Origin of the sequence: Aquabacterium sp., assembly GCF_021768455.1 — a bacterium.
In the GTDB taxonomy this organism is placed as follows: Bacteria; Pseudomonadota; Gammaproteobacteria; order Burkholderiales; family Burkholderiaceae_C; genus Aquabacterium.
The window spans coordinates 1-18,949 of the sequence record NZ_JAIZVX010000082.1 but is presented as its reverse complement, the minus strand read 5'-3'; the positions used below and the strand labels follow the sequence as shown (position 1 = coordinate 18,949).

At 68.2% G+C, this 18,949-nt stretch carries 17 protein-coding genes and 1 pseudogene; 10 read left to right on the top strand and 8 right to left on the bottom strand.

What is annotated here, in order from left to right; genetic code table 11:
* From QZ994_RS11985 to QZ994_RS11975, 3 genes are all read left to right on the top strand, one after another.
* A partial coding sequence (locus QZ994_RS11985) for a nuclear transport factor 2 family protein (RefSeq protein WP_290871669.1) occupies positions 1-362 on the top strand: 362 nt, incomplete at its 5' end.
* Between the two features lie 41 nt (positions 363-403).
* Positions 404-847 carry a cyanase gene (cynS, locus tag QZ994_RS11980; protein ID WP_290871668.1) on the top strand — a complete coding sequence of 148 codons (444 nt, stop codon included), beginning with the start codon at positions 404-406 and terminating at the stop codon, positions 845-847.
* 107 nt (positions 848-954) lie between these two features.
* Complete coding sequence (locus tag QZ994_RS11975; protein ID WP_290871667.1) at positions 955-2,994, top strand: M13 family metallopeptidase; 2,040 nt, start codon at positions 955-957, stop codon at positions 2,992-2,994.
* Between the two features lie 48 nt (positions 2,995-3,042).
* On the opposite strand, the gene QZ994_RS11970 is transcribed toward QZ994_RS11975, so the two are convergent.
* Both QZ994_RS11970 and QZ994_RS11965 read right to left on the bottom strand, forming a co-directional pair.
* Positions 3,043-4,194: a CsgG/HfaB family protein gene (locus QZ994_RS11970; RefSeq protein WP_290871666.1), complete on the bottom strand. Its 1,152-nt coding sequence runs from the start codon at positions 4,192-4,194 to the stop codon at positions 3,043-3,045.
* 74 nt (positions 4,195-4,268) lie between these two features.
* Complete coding sequence (locus QZ994_RS11965; protein WP_290871665.1) at positions 4,269-5,549, bottom strand: MltA domain-containing protein; 1,281 nt, start codon at positions 5,547-5,549, stop codon at positions 4,269-4,271.
* Between QZ994_RS11965 and QZ994_RS11960 the strand changes: the two genes are divergently transcribed.
* On the top strand, positions 5,548-5,742 hold the full coding sequence (locus tag QZ994_RS11960; protein WP_290871664.1) for a hypothetical protein: 195 nt from the start codon (positions 5,548-5,550) through the stop codon (positions 5,740-5,742). The two genes, QZ994_RS11965 and QZ994_RS11960, sit on opposite strands and share 2 nt — an antisense overlap.
* Here the strand turns inward: QZ994_RS11960 and QZ994_RS11955 are convergent.
* The gene (locus tag QZ994_RS11955) at positions 5,700-7,844 is read right to left on the bottom strand and encodes a site-specific recombinase (protein ID WP_290871663.1); all 2,145 of its coding nucleotides are present in this window, start codon (positions 7,842-7,844) and stop codon (positions 5,700-5,702) included. The genes QZ994_RS11960 and QZ994_RS11955 overlap by 43 nt on opposite strands.
* Positions 7,845-7,848: 4 nt before the next feature.
* The gene (gene apaG, locus QZ994_RS11950) at positions 7,849-8,223 is read right to left on the bottom strand and encodes a Co2+/Mg2+ efflux protein ApaG (protein WP_290871662.1); all 375 of its coding nucleotides are present in this window, start codon (positions 8,221-8,223) and stop codon (positions 7,849-7,851) included.
* Positions 8,224-8,341: 118 nt separating this feature from the next.
* Here apaG and rpe point away from each other — a divergent pair, with 118 nt between their 5' ends.
* The gene (gene rpe / locus QZ994_RS11945) at positions 8,342-9,025 is read left to right on the top strand and encodes a ribulose-phosphate 3-epimerase (protein WP_290871661.1); all 684 of its coding nucleotides are present in this window, start codon (positions 8,342-8,344) and stop codon (positions 9,023-9,025) included.
* Positions 9,026-9,031: 6 nt separating this feature from the next.
* Here rpe and QZ994_RS11940 read toward each other — a convergent pair whose 3' ends face one another.
* Together QZ994_RS11940 and QZ994_RS11935 are read right to left on the bottom strand one after the other, a co-directional pair.
* Entirely contained in the window at positions 9,032-9,904 is an 873-nt protein-coding gene (locus QZ994_RS11940; RefSeq protein ID WP_290871660.1) for a hypothetical protein, read from the bottom strand.
* Positions 9,905-9,915: 11 nt separating this feature from the next.
* Complete coding sequence (locus QZ994_RS11935) at positions 9,916-11,022, bottom strand: hypothetical protein (protein WP_290871659.1); 1,107 nt, start codon at positions 11,020-11,022, stop codon at positions 9,916-9,918.
* Between the two features lie 191 nt (positions 11,023-11,213).
* Here QZ994_RS11935 and QZ994_RS11930 point away from each other — a divergent pair, with 191 nt between their 5' ends.
* The 3 genes from QZ994_RS11930 to QZ994_RS11920 all read left to right on the top strand — a co-directional run bounded on the left by QZ994_RS11930 (position 11,214) and on the right by QZ994_RS11920 (position 14,501).
* On the top strand, positions 11,214-12,332 hold the full coding sequence (locus QZ994_RS11930; protein ID WP_290871658.1) for a helix-turn-helix transcriptional regulator: 1,119 nt from the start codon (positions 11,214-11,216) through the stop codon (positions 12,330-12,332).
* 150 nt (positions 12,333-12,482) lie between these two features.
* Positions 12,483-13,292: a PEP-CTERM sorting domain-containing protein gene (locus QZ994_RS11925; RefSeq protein ID WP_290871657.1), complete on the top strand. Its 810-nt coding sequence runs from the start codon at positions 12,483-12,485 to the stop codon at positions 13,290-13,292.
* Between the two features lie 51 nt (positions 13,293-13,343).
* Complete coding sequence (locus QZ994_RS11920; protein ID WP_290871656.1) at positions 13,344-14,501, top strand: pyridoxal phosphate-dependent aminotransferase; 1,158 nt, start codon at positions 13,344-13,346, stop codon at positions 14,499-14,501.
* 127 nt (positions 14,502-14,628) lie between these two features.
* Here QZ994_RS11920 and QZ994_RS11915 read toward each other — a convergent pair.
* A pseudogene (locus QZ994_RS11915) lies at positions 14,629-14,748 on the bottom strand (methyl-accepting chemotaxis protein); the annotation flags it as partial.
* 108 nt (positions 14,749-14,856) lie between these two features.
* Here QZ994_RS11915 and QZ994_RS11910 point away from each other — a divergent pair.
* Positions 14,857-15,576, top strand: coding sequence for a hypothetical protein (locus tag QZ994_RS11910; protein WP_290871655.1), 720 nt, complete (start codon positions 14,857-14,859; stop codon positions 15,574-15,576).
* Positions 15,577-15,616: 40 nt separating this feature from the next.
* Here QZ994_RS11910 and QZ994_RS11905 read toward each other — a convergent pair whose 3' ends face one another.
* Positions 15,617-18,031 (bottom strand): membrane-bound PQQ-dependent dehydrogenase, glucose/quinate/shikimate family, encoded by a 2,415-nt coding sequence (locus QZ994_RS11905; RefSeq protein WP_290871654.1) that lies wholly within the window; start codon positions 18,029-18,031, stop codon positions 15,617-15,619.
* A gap of 218 nt (positions 18,032-18,249) precedes the next feature.
* On the opposite strand from QZ994_RS11905, the gene QZ994_RS11900 reads away from it, so the two are divergent.
* A partial coding sequence (locus QZ994_RS11900) for a ProQ/FinO family protein (RefSeq protein WP_290871653.1) occupies positions 18,250-18,949 on the top strand: 700 nt, incomplete at its 3' end.

The window sequence follows — 18,949 nt, the reverse complement described above, 5'->3', positions numbered from 1 at the left end:
TTCGCCTGGCCGAAGACGCCTGGAACAGCAAAGACCCCGTGCGCTGTTCGCTGGCCTACACGCCGGACACCTGGTGGCGCAACCGCAGCGAGTTCCTCCAGGGCCGTGAGGCCATCGTGGCCTTCCTGACGCGCAAGTGGGCCAGGGAGCACCAGTACCGCCTGCAAAAGCGCCTGTTCGCCTTCACCGACAACCGGATCGCCGTGTGCTTCGAGTACGAGTACCACGACGACAGCGGCCAGTGGTTTCGCGCCCATGGCAACGAGAACTGGACCTTCGACGCCCAGGGCCTCATGGCCCGCCGCGAAGCCAGCATCAACGACGTCCCGATCACCGAAGCAGAGCGCCGCCTCACGCGCTGAGCGTCCCCCTGTCCCCCGCACCACCGCCGAAGGAGCACCGCATGAACCGAGAAGACGTCACCGACCTGATCATCGAAGCCAAAGTCCGCCAAGGCATCAAGTGGGCCGACGTGGCCACCCAGGTCGGCCTGAGCAAGGAGTGGGTCACAGCCGCCTGCCTGGGGCAGATGACGCTGAACGCCGAACAGGCCGCCACCATCGGCAGGATCTTTGACCTGCCTGAAGAGGCCGTGCTGTGGCTGCAGGAGGTGCCCTACAAGGGCAGCCTGCCCACCAGCGTGCCCACCGATCCGCTGATCTACCGCTTCTACGAACTGGTCAGCGTCTACGGCACCACCTTCAAGGCGCTGATCCACGAAGAGTTCGGCGACGGCATCATGAGTGCCATCGACTTCAAGATGGACCTGCAGCGCGAACCCAATCCGGCTGGCGACCGCGTCAGCATCGTGATGTCGGGCAAGTTCCTGCCTTACAAGACCTATTGATCCCGCCAGATCTCGACAGATCCCGGCTGATCCCCGCGCAGGGGAAAAGCCCGCCCCGGGCCGGGGTGGCTATCATCGTTGGCACCATCTCCACCACGGTGCCACAGATGACACATTCAATCAGGAAGCTCCCCTTCACGCTGGCGCTGGCGGCCATGACCGCCCTCACGGCCTGCGCGACCCCACCGGCCTCACCGCTCCAGCAGACACCGTCTGCGCAGCCTGCCTCGGCGCAGACCCCCCTGGCCGATGCCGGGCCCACCCAGGACTTTTACGCCTGGGTCAACCGCGACTGGCTGGCCAGCACGGTCATCCCCGCCGACAAGCCGGCGGTGAACAACTTCACCGTCATCGATCGACAGGTCACCGACCAGCTGGTGGCCCTGCTCCAGGACCTGACCCGTCTGGAGCACCCCAGCGCCAACGAGCGCAAGCTTGCCGCCCTGTACACGGCCTACACCGATCAGGCCCGTCGCAACGCCCTGGGCGTCCGCCCGCTGGGGGCCGATCTGGCCCGCGCCGACGCCCTGAAGCAGCACAGCGGTTTGCCCGCCCTGTGGGCGCGCTGGCAGAAGATGGGCATGGCCACGCCCCTGCTCTTTGCCGTCGGCACCGATTACGCCCGTGCCGACCAGCAGATCCTCTTCGCCGCACAAGGTGGGCTGAGCCTGGAGCGCGAGGACTACCTGGGTGATGACGCCCGCACCCAGACCATCCGCGACCAGTACCAGGCCCTGCTGCAGAAGCTGTTCGAGCTCGCCGGCCAAGCCCGTGCGGCCGAGCAGGCGCGCACCGTGCTGGCCCTGGAGCGTGGGCTCGCCCGCATCCAGTGGTCCAACACCGAGCTGCGCGACCCTGCCAAGACCTACAACCTCCGCACCTTCCAGCGCCTGCAGGCCAGCGCGCCCCACCTGGCCCTGGGCCGCCAGCTGGCCGAGCTGGGCATGCCGCGCAGCCAGCGCATCAACGTGATGCAGCCGGCTTACGTCGAGGCGCTCGACCGCTTCGTCGGCAGCCAGGGCATCGATGCCTGGCGTGCCTACCTGAAGGCCAAGCTGCTGCTCAACCACGCCAAGCTGCTGGACGACCGCTTCTTCGCCGCCATCACCGACTACGAAATCCAGCGCGGCCTTTATGCCCAGCCCGAGCCGCCCGAGCGCCGCGCGGTGCGCTACCTCAACGAGAACGCCGGATCGCTGCTGGGCCAGGCCTATGTGGCCCGCCACTTCGACCAGCGGGTCAAGGCGCGCCTGAACGGGGTGATCGGCCGCATCACCGACGAATACCGCCTGGCGGTGCAGACCTCACCCCGCATGGCCCCGCAGACCCGTGCCGCGGCACTGGAGAAGCTCGACAAGCTGCGCTTCCAGATCGGCGCACCCCAGACCTGGCGAGACTTCCGTGCCCTGCAGGTGCGGACCGACAGCCTGATCCACAACCACCAGCGCCTGCAGGAGGCCGAGCACCGCTACAACCTGGCCAAGCTGGGCAAACCCGTCAACCCGGACGACTGGGGCTACCCACCCCAGATGGTCAACGCCTTCTACAACCCGTCGAGCAACACCTTCGTGCTGCTGGCGGGCATCCTGCATGAACCCTTCTTCAAGGTCGATGGCAGCGATGCCGAGCTCTACGGTGGCATCGGCTTCGTGATCGGGCACGAGATCGGCCACGGCTTTGACGACCAGGGCAGCCAGTTCGACGCCCGCGGCAACCTGCGCAACTGGTGGACGTCGGAAGACCGCGCCGCCTACAACCAGGTGCGCGACGCCCTGATCGCCCAGGCCGATGCCTACGAGGTGCTGCCCGGCCATTTCCTCAAGGGCAAGCTGGCGATCGGCGAGATCATGGGCGACGTCAGCGGGGCCGAGATCGCCCTGCGGGCCTACCAGAAGCTGGCGCAGGCGCAGGGGCTGGACCCGCGGCAGGCCAACCGGGAATTCTTCGCCCAGCTGGCCCGCACCTGGCGCAGCAAGTCGCGTCCTGACTTTGCGCTGCTGCTGCTCGACATGGACCCGCACCCGCCCGGTGTTTTCCGGGCCAATGGCGTGGTGAAGAACTTCGACGCCTTCCACGAGGCCTACCAGACCCGCCCCGGCGACAAGATGTACCTGCCACCGGCGCAGCGCGTCAGGATCTGGCCCTGAGCGAGGGGGAGGCGCCGTGGCCTCGCCGGTTCTGGCGAGGCCTCCGCCTCACTTGCGCTGGCCCTGGAAGCTGCCGCCGGGCGTGCCCGCGCCGGGCCCCGACACCACGCGCCATTGGCCGGTCACGGTGCCGTTGGCCTGGTCGATCTGCCCCACAAAGGTGGCCGAGCCCGCTTTGCCCGAGCCGGTCATCTGCACATCGCCACCGGCGCTGACCAGGCCCGACACCACGAAAGGCACGTTGTACTTGCTGGAGTAGCCGCTGCCCGAGACCACGCCGTTGGCACCCACCACGGCGCTGAAGTTGCCTTCGTCCTGTCCGTCGAAGGTGCCAGCGAAGTTGCCGATCAGGCCCGATGGCAGCATGCTGTTCCCGCTGGGGCCTGCCGCTGGCGGGGCCAGCCGGGCCACGCGGCCCACCGGCTGGGTGGCTTTGGTGGACGCCGCGGCGTTCACGCGCGAGGCCTTGGAGGTGGCCTGCACCAGGCTGGGCTTGTTGCGGATGGTGGCCACGATGCGGTTGAAGTTGTCCAGCAGGCTGGCCGCGATCAGTTTGCCCTCAGGCGTTTTGGAGTAGCCGCCGGCGGCCGCCCATCCCAAGCCACCCCAGCCCCAGCCACCCAGGCTGAAGTCCATCTTCTTGGCCTGGCCTTCGGCGCTGGCCACCTGCAGGCCCGAGCGCACATCGGCCAGCAGCAAGGTGGTTTCGGCCTCCTTGAACGACAGGCCTCCGGCCAGCCCGCCCAGAGAGCCCAGCACGCCTGGCAGGCGGCCCAGCAAGCCGCCCACGGCCGCCCCCACGCCACCCGTGCCATCCGAGAACTGCACCGAGGGCGTCAGCACAAAGTCGGCGGCCTGCAGCTGGCCACCGCCGACGTTGGCGTCCTCGTGCAGCATGCCATTGGCGGCCAGGGCGCGTTCCTGCTGGATGTTCTGCATCGCCACGCCGCGCTCGACCACATGGAAGCAGCCTGACTCCTGCGCGATCATGCGCAGCATCGTCGATGGCGACCCCAGCTTGTACTGCGTCAGGTGGGCGATGATTTCGCTTTGCGGCTCGGCCACGGCCAGGGTGCCCAGCACGCGGTCGCATTTGTCGATGCTGCCATCGCTGCTGCCAGTCTGGGCCTGGGAGGTGGCGTGCAGGCCGGCGAGGGCCAGCGTCAGGCAGGCAGAAAAATGGGCGTGGCGATGCTTCATGCGAATCCCTGCGTTGGGTTGGGTCGAAGGATTCTATCGACGACCCCGCCCGCTGACCTCCCCAAAGAGTGGGTTCAGGGCACCGGGTTTTGCGCCGGCCACAGCACCCACAGGCTCAGCGGCTGCTTGGTGCGGCCGGCCTGGGTCAGGGCCTCGTCGCCCCAGCCCCAGAAGAAGTCGGCGCGCACCGCGCCCAGGATGGCGCCACCCGTGTCCTGTGCCATCACCAGGCGCTGCAGCGGTTGCGGCACGGGGGCCGTGGGCGACCAGTTCTGCGGCTGCGTGCTGGCCAGCCACACCGGTGTGCCCAGGGGGATGCTGTCGCGGTCGACCGCGATGGAGCGCCCCGGCGTGAGCGGCACACCCTGCGCGCCATTGGGGCCCAGGTCCGGATCGGGCAGAGGCTCTTCACGGAAGAACACCACGCGCGGGTTGGCCCGCATCATCTCGGGCACCCGGGCCGGGTTCTGGGCCGCCCAGTTGCGGATGGCCGGCCAGGAGGCCTGCTCCAGCGGGAAGGCCCCCTGGTCCACCAGCCAGCGTGCCACCGACTGGTAGGGCTGGTCGTTGTGGCCGCCAAAGGCCAGGCGCACCACCTTGGGCTGACCTTGTGGCGTCAGCTCGTCTTGCAGGCGCACGCGGCCCGAGCCCTGCACCTGCACCAGCAGCACGTCCAGCGGGTCGGCCAGGTAAACCAGTTCGCGGCCCGCGGTGGCCGCCCGGCCTTCGGGCGTGGATTCCAGCTCGGTGCGGCTCAGGTAGGGCTTGCGCTGGCCCAGGTCGGCCGGTGCGCGGTGCAGCGGGTACTGGAAGCGGCCATCGGGCTTGCGGCGGCCTTCCAGCAGGGGTTCGAAATAGCCGGTGAGCAGGCCGTTGGTGGCGCCATCGGGCGTGGTCACGCGCCAGGGCTGCAGGCGGCTTTGCACCCACTGCCGCACGAAGTCGGCCTCGACCTTTTGCCCCCAGCCCGGGCCGAGCTTCTTCACATCGGCGCAGACCGTGGCCCAGGCCGCCGAGGGCTTGACGCAACCCCGGTAAAGGGCCGGCCACCAGTCCTGCACGCGGTCGGCTTCCCAGCCCGGCAGCTCGGGCCACTGCGCGGGCACCCAGCGGGCCTTGCCGCGCAGCACGCCGGCGGGTGCCGCCGGCACAGCCGGGGCCTCGGCGCGCCCCTCGGGCGGCCGGGGGCTGGAATCGACGATGGGCGCGGGGCGCTTGTCCTGCAGGGACACGCTGCCGCAGGCGCTCAGGAGGCTGCCTACAATGGCCAGCGCCAGGGGCAGCAGGCCCCCATGGCGGGGCGTTTCAGACACCGGGGCCGGCAGCGGCCCCATCAAGGACGGGCGAACGATCATGGGCTGGATTGTGCTGGAGGCCGCGGGTGCCTTGCTCCTGCTGCTCTTCGTCGTCTGGTGGACGATGTTCTCGGGCCGCCGCCAGGGCGAGCTGGACGAGGCCGAGGGTCAGGCCGAGGTGCCAACCGACGCCCCTGCCGACCCGGCCGATCAGGCCGGATCCCGCGGCGGCAGCAAGAAACTCAAGGGCTGACGCCACAGGCGCTGGCGCACCGCGGCCCACAGGCGGCCGCGCTCCGCCCCCTTCACCCCGCGCGAGCGCACGGCCACGCGCAGGGCCAGGGCGAAGCTCACCCCGACGTTCAGCGCCCCGGTGACCGGGATGGCCGCCACGCACCACCACCAGTGCGGGTCGTGCAGGATGGCCGGGCCCAGGGCGCCGGCGGCGGCCATGAGCTGGCCGGTCGAGAGGGTGACGTGGCGCACATCCAGCGGCAAGGCCATGAAGCCCGCGATCACCGGCACCAGGCCCAGCAGCAGTCCCAGCGACACATTGGCCGCCAGCCCGGAAATGTTGCCCCGCCACCAGCCGGCCCAGTGCGCGGCCCGTTCGGCCCCCAGCCAGGCGCGGATGCGCGGGTTCCACTGCAGGGCGCTGTCGAGGCGGTGCAGCACGAACCAGTTCTCCACCCAGCCCGCGATCAGGCTGGAGGCGAACAGCAGCACCCCCGTGAAGGCCGCATACCAGGCTGTGGGGCCCAGCAGGGTCAAGGTCTCCAGCACATGGTGGGCCTCGTGTTCGCCCACCACGGGGGCGCCGCGCAGCCACCAGCTCAGGGCCTGCACGCCCAGCACCAGCGGCGCCACCAGCGCCAGGTTGCCCAGGATGCCGGCCATCTGCGAGCGGATCAGATGCGCCACCTCGTCCACAAAGCCTTCGATGGCCTCTTCGTGGCGCGTGTCGGCCAGGCGGGCGGCCAGGGCCGGGGCCGTCATGGCGGGTTGTTTGGTGGCCACCGTCCAGTGCAGCAGCTGCACGATGACGAAGCTCACGGCGTAGTTCAGGCCTGCGCCCAGCCCCGCCCAGAATGGCGACAGGGCCAGGGACAGCACTGCGAACTTCATGAAGGTGGTGCCTGCGATCACGGCGCCGCCGCCGGCCGCACGGGCCAGCATGTCGGCGTACTCGGCGCGGTTGCGGGTGATGTAGTGCTCGCCGGTCTCGGCGCTGCGCTCGGCCACCTTGCGCGCCAGCATCGAGTAATGCTGGGCGAACAGGGCCCGCACGCTTCGGCGGGCTTCGCCCACGGTCAGCAGGCTGCTCAGCAACTGGTGCCATTCGGCCACGGGTGTGGGCGAGAGCACGGCGTCCAGCAGGGTCTCGATGCGGCGGCAGCGTTCGCACAACTGGTCGATCTGGAAGACCAGGTCCACCGAAATGCCCTGCACCTCCAGGTGGCCATGCAGGCCGCTGGCCGCCTGGGCGCACTCGGCCAGCAGGGCGCGCAGGTACTGGGCCTCCTGCAGCAGCGCCGCAGGCCAGACCGGGGGCTCGGCCTCACCGTGCGCCTGGGCCAGGGCGGCCTGGGTCGTGAGGTGGCCCAGGGCCAGTTCGTGCAGGCGCTCGGTCACGTGGCTCAGTTGGCGAAAGGCCGTCCGGCCGCCGGATTCGGCAGGGGCGCTGTCGCTGGCCACCTCGTCGTCCACCCGGGTGCCCAGGCGGCTGCGGAAGGCGGGCGAGAGCCCTGCGGCGCGCACCTGCGAGGCCAGGTAGGCCATGGCATCGAAGAAAGGCTCGCGCCACCCCAGCGGCGAGGCGCTGGCGGTGCCGGGCCCGCTGCCGCAGGCCAGTTCATGGGCCAGGGCTTCGCGCCACAGCTGGGCCAGATCGGCCAGCAGAGAGGCGTCGAGCGCGCTCACCCAGTCGACGTCGGTGGGGTCGTCGAACAGGAGGTTGAAGAGCTGGGCCAGGTCGGCGGTGTCGGGGCTGGGGGGCAGGGCGCGCCGCCGCAGGCGCTCACCCAATTCGTTCAGGAAGGCACTGCGGGGCGAGAAGCCGTAGTCGGCCAGCAGGGCGGCGACGTCCATGTCGCGCCAGAAGGCGGCCAGCAGGGCGACCACGCGGGCGCGGCGGGCCGGGTCTTGCGCCAGCAGGCGCATCACGTAGGCGGTGCCGCTGTGGGGCTCGCCACAGCGCACCCAGTCGATCACGCGGATCAGCCACAGGTGGCGTTCGACCAGTGGCGCGCTGGCGTCGGCGCTGTCGAGCAGCGCACCGAGTTCGGTCCCGGTACCGGGACGGGGCCACCAGGGTTGGCGGGCGAGGGGACGGAGCAGGGTGCGGAAAAAAGGCATCAATTCAGTGGAGTGATTGCGATCGCGCCAGGGTGAAGGGTTCGATGGGGGCCTCGAAGTGGTGGGCGTCTTCGGTCATGCAGAAGAAGGTGCCCTGCATCAGGCCATGGGGGGTGTCCAGGCTGGTCCAGCTCGTGTATTCGAACTTCTCGCCCGGCTTGAGCACCGGCTGGTGCCCGACCAGAGCCAGGCCGCGCACCTCCTGCGTGCGCCCGGTGGCATCGGTGATCAGCCACTGGCGGGCCACGACCTGGGCCGTGATCGCCCCGGTGTTGACGATGCTCACCGTGTAGGCGAACGCGTACTCGTTTCGGGCAGGGTTGCTCTGGTCTTCGAGGTACTGCGGGACGACGGTGCAGGAGAGTTCGGCTTGGCTCATGCAACCCATTCTAGGGAAAGCCCTTTGCGGGCCGTTTTCACATAACCCAGCGGCCCGAGGGGCTGTAGGCGGCGCAATTTTTTACAATACCGGTTTCTCCCTCCCACGAGCCCCGCCCATGTCGCGCACCTTCCGCATCGCCCCCAGCATCCTTTCTGCCGATTTCGCCCGCCTGGGCGAAGAAGTGCGCAACGTGATCGAGGCCGGCTCCGACTGGATCCACTTCGACGTGATGGACAACCATTACGTGCCCAACCTGACCTTCGGGCCGATGGTCTGCCAGGCCCTGCGCCAGCATGCGGTCAAGCCCGATGGCTCGCCCGTGCCCATCGACGTGCACCTGATGGTCCAGCCGGTGGACGCCCTGGCCCAGGCCTTCGCCAAGGCCGGTGCCGACATCATCACCTTCCACCCCGACGCCTCCACCCACGTCGACCGCACCCTGCAGCTGATCAAGGCCGAAGGCAAGCAGGCCGGCCTGGTGTTCAACCCCGCCATGCCGGTGGACGTGCTCGAGTGGGTCATCGACAAGGTCGACGTGGTCCTGCTGATGAGCGTGAACCCCGGCTTTGGCGGCCAGAGCTTCATCGACAGCACCCTGCGCAAGGCCGAGAAGGTGCGCAAGCTGATCGACGCCTCGGGCCGCGACATCCGCCTCGAAATCGACGGTGGCGTCAAGATCGACAACATCCGCCGCATCGCCGATGCCGGTGCCGACACCTTCGTGGCCGGCAGCGCCATCTTTGGCCAGCCCAGCTACAAGGCCGTGATCGACGCCATGCGGGCCGAACTGGCCAAGTAAGGGCGCTCAGAGCGCGGGGGTGTTGGCCGACACCTTCGGCTTCTCGGTGACCGGTTTGGCGTAGGTCGTTCGCGGGTTGGCCTTGAGCATGTCCGGCATGCTTCTCAGGCTGACCGGCGCCTTGCTGAGGTCGACCAGGATCATCTCCGTGCGCGTGGCGTTGTAGTACAGCGGGCGTTCGTGCATGTTGGCCACCCACAGCGCCTTGCCGCAGGATTGCCACTCCTTCGCCTTGTTGGCGGCCACGCCGCTGCTGTCCGTCAGGCTGCGGTAGGCCTCGACCGGATTGAACAACTCCCCCGCGTACACCAGCATCTCCATCCAGCAATAGGGGTAGGGCGTCACGGTGCCGAAATCGCTGGACGAGATCCGCCCTCCCTGCACATACCGGTTCCCGACCAGGCTCAGCCCGGGCAGCATCCGATCCGACCACATCGACTGGTCCTCGAACCGCGTGGTGTCGTCGTACACGAAGTGCACCGGCATGCCGAACTTCTGCTGCAAGGCGGTCAGCAGGTCGGCGGTCTGCTGCTTGCCGGGGCGGTGCAACATCACGCGGCGGATGCCCAGCACGGTGTCATCGGGAAGGAAGGTCAGCGTCAGCACGTCCTCGGCGGTGTGGGGGCTGATCTTGTTCTTGTCGAGGTTGAACTGGATCTGTGCCTCGTACATCAGGTCGGCCTCGCCCAGCATCACCTCCCTCACGGTGGCCTTGGTTTTGGATTGAGGGTATTTCTCTTTCACGATGGCGAGAGCCTGTGCCTTGGGCATGCCGGGCTTGACGCCCAGGATGTCTGGATCGGCCATCGGATTGGATTGGGCCAGGGTCAGGCTGGAGGCCAGCGCGGCCAGGCAGAACGCAGAAAGTTTGGACAGCATCGGTGGAGGGCTCAGGGTTGAGGCACCACGCCCAGCTGGAGGTAACCCGAGGTGGTGGCGCCCGTGGTTTCATTGTTCACCACGGCGATCAGGCCGTCGCGCAGCAAGACGTGGTTGTTGCTTTGCGCCGTCAGTAGGCCCTGGATCGGGCTGTTGGCCGTGGCCGTGATCGCGCTGCCACCGGCGGGCGTCAGGCTCAGGCCCGACACCGACAAAGCCTTGGTTGATGGGTCGGTGCTGTTGGTCTGGTAGGTGCCGGCCACGCTGGCCGAGAAGGTGCTCCATGCCGCTTGCGGGGTGCCGATGAACAGGCCGCTGGTGGGCGTGAGGCCGTCGTTGCTGGGGTCGTGCTCGGCCACCGCCAGGATGCGTTCGCTGCCCGAGCCCGACAGGAACACACTGCCCCGCTCGATGCGCGTGCTGCCGCTGCCCGTGACCAGCAGCAATCGGCCGGTCACGCCGTCTGCCTCCAGTGTGCCGGTGGCTGTGGCGGTGCCCGATGCATCGGCGTTCTTGTAAAGCGCCCAGGTCTGGTCGCTGTTGATCACGAAGGTGGCGTAGCTGGTGCGCGTGCTCACCGCATTGTTGTTCGTGGTGTCCACGTCGCGTTGGTAGCGCACCATGTTGTAGGTGCCGGCCAGGGCCGATGTGTCGGTGTTCAGGCTGCCCAGCAGCAACACAGGTTCTCCGGTGCTGGGGTCGTAGGCCATGCCAAGGCGACTGCTGGCCAGGGCCAGTTTCAGACCCTGCGCCTGGTTGGTGGCCGTGAAGCTGCAGCTGCCATCGCTGGAGGTGGCGATGATCGCGTTCGTGGGCAAGGCCCGCTCGCTGTTCACCGTCGAGGCGGCGTAATTGAGCGAGACCGTCGGCCCACTGAGCGTCAGGCTGGCCGAGGCCACGCCGCCCGATGCCGCAATGGCCAGCATGGCCGAACTCGGCACGGCCGCAGCGCACGTGGTGGTCAGGGCCGTGACGGTGTTCTGGGTGTTGGTGTTGGTGTTGCTGCTGCTGTTGTTGTTCGAGTCGCCACCTCCACCGCCACCACAGGCTGACAGGATCAAGGCGGCGCTCAATGCGGCGCTCAAGGTGGCTTTCGATGCGAACTGGGGTGCATTCATCGGGTCGTCTCTGCGGGTTGGCATGGCGGCCGATTGTCTGAATCACCGCCTGCTGACCGCATCATCAAAATTGATGATTCCGGGGCCCCCCTCAGAGGGAGATCCAGGCAGGCCGACGCCCTGTGCCTTGTGTTACACCTGTGTCAAGAAGTCAAAGCTGTGCCCGTGTTGCGCAGCGCTTGCTGGGGGGCATGCAGTTGGACGATGTGTTGTGGGATGGGCTGATCTCCGCTTTGTACGAGGCGGCGCTGGCCCCTGAGACCTTGTGTGGAGCGGTGGCGCAGTTCGAGGCATGCGTCCAGTCGGATGGTTGCCACATGTTCGTGGTCGACGCCCACCTGCAGCCCATCCTTCACCAAACCACCATCGATTGGATCCCTCAGGCGGTCATGGATGCCTACTACAGCCACTACATCCACGAAGACCCCCGCCGCGCCCACACCCGCAGCCTGCGGGTGGGCCAGGCCCAGCAATGCAGCGAATTGTTCGATGCGTCCTACGTCGGGCGCAGCGGCTTCTACCAGGACTTTCTGATCCCCAATGGGGGCCGCTACGTTGCGGGCGGCAAACTCCTGGATCGCCAGGGAGCAGAAGGCCTGGTTGCGTTCAACCGCAGGGCCGGTCGCCCTGAATTCGATGCGCAGGACATGCGGGCCATCGGCCGCTACCTGCCCCACCTGGCCCGCGCCACGACCCTGATCACGGACGCGCGCCTGCGCGAACTGCGCGCGGTGGCCAGCGAGGCCGCGCTCGACGTCCAGGGGCTGGGCGCCCTGGCGCTGGATGCCTTGGGCCACGTCCTCTACGCCAACGCCCTGGCCAGGCAATGGGCGCCCGCCCTGCGCCTGCTGCAAGGCGCCAACATGGCAGACAGCAGCGACATCAACCGCCTGGTGCAGGGTTGCCACACCCGGCGACAGCCCCAGTCGATCAGGCTGCGTCAAGCCAATGGCCAAGAGGCCATCGTCATGGCCAGTGCCGCCACGGCGCGGCCCAGCCCCGCCTGGTTGTCTCGGGTGCTGCCCGATGTCGCTCAGCGCGCGCACACCCTTTTGCTGATCAAGCCCCTCACGACCGATGCCCCCATGAGCCCCAGCCAGCTCATGGGCCTCTTTGACCTCACTGCGGCCGAGGCACGCCTGGCCCACGCACTGTCCGAAGGCCTGACGCTGGAAGACGCCGCCCAGCGCCACCACGTCAGCATCCACACGGTGCGATCTCAGCTGCGAGGGGTGTTGGCGAAGACCACCTGCGCAAGGTTGTCCGACCTGACCGCCTTGTTGGCGCGGTTGCCGCGAGGCCTGGGTTGAGCGCGGGCTGTGGGCCGTGACGCACACCTCTTGAAACAGTGCGTGACAGTGCTGAGACGGTTCGTGAGCCCAGGGGGTGTGCGGCACCCGTGCGGCCCGCTATGCTTGCCAAGCGTGAATATTTCATAACTTGAAACAAAGGGGTAAGGCATGTTTGTCTCAACGCGCACGGTGCTCAGTCTCGCGCTGGGGTGGGTGGTGTCGGCTTCGGTGCAGGCGGCACCGGTCACCTACACCTTCAAGAGCCTGGTTTCACCAGAATCGGCCCTGGTCTCCTCGCCTGGCGAGGCCTCGCTGATCGCCCTGCTGGGCGAGGGGCAGGCGGCCACGGGCAGCTTCACCTACGACAGCGCCGCCGCCAAGCTTGGCGATTCGGGCGCCCTGGGCCTGTTCTCGGATGGTCACACCTACTACGGTGGCAAAACGCCTGCGACCGCGGCCTACGCACAGCTGACCGTGAGCGTGGGTGGCCACGTGTTCACCGATGCCGTGGGCGTGGCCAGCGTGGTCGATGGTTCGGTGTGGGGCCATGGTGGTGCCGACATCGTCGCCCTGGATGCCGACCCTCATCCGGCGCCGGGCCAGACGCTCTCCGATCTGATCGCTGCGCCTTCACTGGGGGCGTTCAGCGTCGGGGGGTACGAGCTGGTCAACATCAGTCTGTCGTGGAACCAGCTCTTTTTCCCCGATGTCTTCACCCCGGCCACCATCCAGAGCGACGCCGATGGCGACGCCATGCTGCCCAGCCTGCTGCCTTTGCAACATGGCTTCCTGACCTTCACCTTCCGCGATCCAACGGCACCAGACGAACCGCTGTTCGTGCGCTATGCCGACATCGAACTCACCGCTGCAGGTGTGCAGCCGCCCGTCATCCCCGGCGTGCCCGAGCCCGGGTCGATGGGGATGCTGCTGTCGGGCCTGGCCGTGATGGCCGCTTCGGTTCGGCGCGTCCGGGCGTGAGCCACCGTTGAGCCGCTTCGCCGGGCACCGGGGCGAGGCTATGCTTGGGACATGCCCAGCTACGCACGCCCCCTGACGTCCCGCCTGCCCCAGGTCGGCACCACCATCTTCACGGTGATGTCCGCCCTGGCCCAAGAGCACGGCGCCATCAACCTCTCCCAAGGGTTTCCCGACTTTGACGCCCCGGCCGAGCTCCTGAGCCTGCTCGACCAGGCGGCCAAGGCGGGGCACAACCAGTACCCGCCCATGGCCGGGGTGCCGGTGCTGCGCGAAGCCATTGCGGCCAAGGTGCAGGCGCTCTACGGTGCCGCCTACAGCCCGGACACCGAGATCACGGTCACGGCAGGGGCCACGCAGGCGATCTTCACCGCGATGGCGGCCCTGGTGCACCCGGGCGACGAGGTCATCGTCTTCGCTCCGGTGTACGACAGCTACGCCCCCAGCGTCGAGCTGCAGGGTGGCAAGGTGGTTTACGCCACCCTGGCCCACCCCGATTACCGGCCCGACTGGGCGCAGGTCAAGGCCCTGATCACGCCGCGCACGCGCATGATCGTCATCAACAGCCCGCACAACCCCACCGGCATGGTGTGGACGGCCGATGACATGGCCCAGCTCGAAGCCCTGGTGAGAGACACCGACATCGTCGTGCTGAGCGACGAGGTCTACGAGCACATGGTGTTCGACGGCGCCCGGCACGAAAGCGTGATGCGCCACCCCGGCCTGGCCGAGCGCAGCGTGGTGGTCTCCAGCTTTGGCAAGACCTACCACGTGACCGGCTGGAAAGTGGCCTATTGCCTGGCCCCGCGCGAGCTGATGGCCGAGTTCCGCAAGGCCCACCAGTTCATCGTCTTCACGGTGCACGCGCCCACCCAGCATGCGCTGGCCGAGTTCATGCAGCGCCCCGGCTGGTACGAGCAGCTCAAGGCCCTCTACCAGGGCAAGCGCGACATCTTCCGCCAGGCCCTGTCCGGCTCGCGCTTCGAGCTCCTGCCCTGCGCCGGCACCTACTTCCAGTGCGTGACCTACCGCGCCATCAGCGAAGAGGGCGACCGCGCGTTTGTGGAACGCCTCACCCGTGAGCACGGGGTGGCGGCCATCCCGGTGTCGGCCTTCTACCCGGGGGGCGACGACCACGGGGTGATCAGGTTCTGCTTTGCCAAGTCGGCGGGGACGCTGGAGCGGGCGTTGGAGAGGTTGATCAGGTTGTGAGGGTGTGCATGGGGAGGGTTTTGTGGTGGGTTCCTTTTCAGTCAGGTTTTACCGGCTCAAGCTGAACCCCCCCACCACATCCGCCAGTTGCCCCGCCTGATCCTGCAGGGCCCGGGTGGCGGCAGCCGGCCTCCACTGCGGCATTGAGTGACAGGATGTGGGTCTGGAAGGCGATGCCGTCGATCACGCCAATGATGTCGACGATCTTGCGGGCCGATGCCTCGATGCACCCCATGGTCTGCACCACCTCCCCCCGGATTCCGATGGAATTCACGCTGTGGCGCGGCCTGCGTTGCCTCAGGCCCGTTGTGTGACGGTATCGTGACAGGCTTCGTCCGACCCTCAAGATCCCGCCATGTCCCTTGTTCTTCAGCCCAAAGCCGTCCTTCACTTCCTGCTCAAGGTCATTGGCGTGCTGCTGGTGGCCAACCTGCTCACCCTGGTGGCCAAGCATGGTTTGGGTCGCGGGGCCTTGTTCGGGCTGGTGCCGCTGTTCAATTTCAACGACGAGCGCAACATCCCGACGCTGTACTCCTCGGTTGCCTTGCTGCTGGCCGGCGGCCTGCTGATGCTGATCACGCACCTGAGCCGCCAGCGTGGTGAGCCTCACCGGGCCTGGCTGGGGCTGGCCCTGATCTTCGTGTTCCTGTCGATCGACGAGATGACCGGCCTGCATGAGCGGGCCACCGAGCCGATGCGGCTGCTCATGCACAGCAGCCGGGGGTTCCTCGAGGGCAGCCTCGGCCTGCGAGCCTGGGTGGTGCCCTACGCGGTGCTGCTGATGGCCTTTGGCCTCACCTACCTGCGCTTCCTGTTCCGCCTCCCGGCGCAGACGCGGTGGCACTTCATGGGCTCTGGCCTGGTCTATGTCACGGGCACCATCGGCTTTGAGGTCATTGGCAGTGAGTGGGTGCTGCAGCACGGTGAGGACAACGTGCCTTACGCCCTGCTCTACACCTGCGAAGAGACGCTGGAGATGCTGGGCATCGCCTGGTTCGTCCACGCCCTGCTGACGTACCTCGCCACGGCGTTTGCCCCGCTGCACCTGACCATGAAAAAAGGCAGCCACCCCTGAGAGTGGCTGCCTTTCGCGCAGTGATGCGGCTGCGCCTGGCTTACTTGCCGGGCAGCGCGTAGGCGATCACGTTGTCGCCACGGTCAGGCGATTGGCGTGCGCCGCCCGCCGTGACCACGATGTACTGCTTGCCCGTCTTGGGCGACACGTAGCTCATCGGGGTGCCCTGGCTGCCCACGGGCAGGCGGGCTTTCCAGATTTCCTGGCCGGTGGCGCTGTCGAAGGCGCGCAGGTAGTAGTCCTGCGTGCCGGCAAAGAACACCAGGCCGCTCTTGGTGGTCAAGGCGCCGCCCAGGGTGGGCATGCCGATGGGGATGTGCAGGCCCATCTTCACGCCCAGGGGGCCGGTGTCTTCCACCGTGCCCACAGGCACCTGCCACACCAGCTTCTTGCTGCCCAGGTCGATGGCCGACATGGTGCCGAACGGCGGCTTCTGGCAGGGGATGCCCAGCGGCGACATGAAGCGGTTGCGGTACGAGCCATAAGGCGTGCCGAACTGCGAGGAAAAGCCCATTTCCGTGCCGCCGGCCTTGCCGCCCTTGATGGTCTCGCGGGGAGCGAGGCGGGTCCACAGGCCCAGGCGCATGTCGTTGACGATGAGGTAGCCCGACTTCAGGTCAATCGCCGTGCTGCCCCAGTTCATGCCGCCCAGCGAGCCCGGCCACTGCAGGGACACGTCTTCGCCTGGCGGGGTGAAGGGGCCTTCGAAGCGCATCTTCTTGAAGTTGATGCGGCACCAGAGTTGGTCCAGCGGGGTGGCGCCCCACATGGAGGCTTCGTTCAGGTCCTGCGTGCCGATGGTCGGCATGGCCGAGAAGGGCTGCGTGGGTGAATAGCGCTCACCCTTTGCCTTGCCCTGGGGCACCGGCTTTTCCACGATGTCGACCAGGGGCTTGCCCGTTTCACGGTTCAGCACGTAGATCTGGCCGGTCTTGCCCACTTCCACCAGCGCGGGCTGGAAGCCGCCCTTGCCGTCGGGGATGTCGTAGAGCAGGGGCTGGGCCGGGAGGTCGTAGTCCCACAGGTCGTGGTGCACGGTCTGGAAGTGCCAGCGCTCCTTGCCGGTCTTCAGGTCGAGGGCCACGATGGACGAGCTGTAGCGGTCGTCGCGTTCGGTGCGCTCGCCGCCCCAGGCGTCAGGCGTGGTGTTGCCGGTGGGCAGGTAGACCAGGCCCAGCTTGTCGTCGTAGGCCATCGAGGTCCAGACGTTGGGCGTGGCGCGGCGGTAGGCCTGGCCGGGAGCCAGCACCTCGTTGGGATCGGGGTTGCCCGGGTCCCAGGCCCACACCAGCTTGCCGTTGCGCACGTCGAAGGCGCGCACGACGCCGGCGGGTTCGCCGACTTCCACGTTGTCGGCCACACGGCCGCCCACCACGATGAGGTTGTGGGCCACCAGCGGTGCGGCGGTGAGGGTGTAGAAGCCGGGCTTGACCTGACCCATGCCGACCTTGAGGTCGACCTGGCCATGTTCACCGAAGCCTTCGCAGGGCTGGCCGGTGGCGGCGTCCAGCGCGATCAGGCGGGCATCGACCGTGGTCATCAGGATGCGGCGGCTGCAGGCCGCTTGCGGGGCCTTGGCGCTCACGCCCACGGCGGATGCGGCCAGGCTGGCGCCCACGGTGACGGGCGTGTCCTCGTGGTAACCCAGGCCACGGCAGCGTTGCCAGCTCGGGGCCTTGGCCTGCGAGTCGTAGCGCCAGCGTTCGGCACCGGAGTCGGCATCCAGGGCCAGCACCTGGTTGTGCGGGGTGCAGACGTAGACCGTGTCGCCCACCTGCATCGGCGTGGCCTGGTCTTCGGCGCCAAAGCCGTTGCTCTGGGGCACGTCGCCGGTGTGGGCCGTCCAGGCCACCTTCAGCTCGTGGATGTTGGCCTTGGTGATCTGGTCGTGCGAGGCGAAGCGGGTGCCAGCGTGGGTGTTGCCCCATTCGCGCCAGTCGGCGTGCTCGCTGCCCGCGGGCAGAGGCAGTTCGGGAGGCGTGGTGCCTTGGGCCGAGACCACGGGCACGGGCTGGAAGGCGCGCACGATGGTGGCCACGCAGGCCAGGGTCAGCAGGCCCGCCACGGTGCGGGCCGCTGCGGTTTGCGGGGCCCGACCCGACTGGCGCGCGAGCACAGGGTAGGCGAGCGCGACCAGCACGCCGATCCCGGCGATCACGGGCAAGCGAGAGACCAGAGGCCAGAAGTCGAGACCGACCTCCCACAGGGCCCAGGCAGTGGTGCCGATCAGGCCTGCCGCGTAGACCCAGGCGCCAAGGACGCGCAGGCGGGCGAGGGCCACGCCCGACACCAGCAGGGCCAGGCCCATGAGGACGAAGTAGAGGCTGCCGCCGAGGGAGGCGAGCTGGGCGCCGCCGGCCGTGAAGGCCAGGCCCAGCGCCAGGATGAGGGCGGCCAGTGCCCGGATCGCCCACCGGGAGGGGGCGGGGGCTTGGCCTGTTTGAGGGCTTGTCATGGGGATGAAAATGTACAAAAAAGTTCATTAGCATAACAAGGCAAGGGAAAACCCTGACTTTCCCGGGTGGGAGACCAAGCTGCCGGAGGTGTCTTGCGACCCGATCAAAAGGGGGGCTGGCCGGCACTTGTTCGGCAAAGCGGGGTGCCGCGCTGGAACTGGGGCCCGGGATCGCGCACAATCCCCCCTTTGCCTTGCGGCACGCTCCGACCTGTTTCATGTCCTCGACTCCCCTGCCCCCTTCGGATTCCACCCCCGCCGTGCCTGAGCTGGCGCCTGCCGCCGAGCCGGCGACCACCGTGACCGCGGCACCTGTGGACGAGACCGCGGTCAGTGCGGCCGAGACAGAGCCGGCCGATGCCGCTGCGCCCCAGGCCCCGGGCCTGAGCCCGGCCGAGTGCGCCGCCGAGCTGAAAACCCGCTTCCCCGCCCTGTTTGCCGGCTCGCCGCGCCCGCTGAAGCTGCGCATCCAGGTCGACATCCAGGAGCGCGCCCCGGGCGTGTTCAGCAAGCAGGCCCTGTCGGCCTTCTTCCGCCGCTACACGGGCAGCACCAGCTACCTGATCGCGGCCTCGCGCGCCAAGGAGCGTTTCGACCTCGACGGCCAGCCCGCCGGTGAGCTGAGCGAAGAGCACCGCCAGATCGCGGTGCAGGAACTGGCCCGCCGCAAGACGCTGCAAAACGAGCGCCGTGAAAAGGAATTGGCGGAGCGCCGTGAACGCGCCGCCCTGCTGGCCGAGTTCGAACAGGCCGCCCAGGCGCCTGCCGAGTTCGCTGCCGCCAAGGGCCTGGCTGCCGACAAGCTGGAGGCCACCCTGGCCCTGGCTCGCAAGGAAGCCGCCGAGCCGCCACCCGCCCCGCGCGAAGACCAGCGCCACCGTGGCCCCCGCGGTGGGCATGCCGACCGTGGCGGCCGTG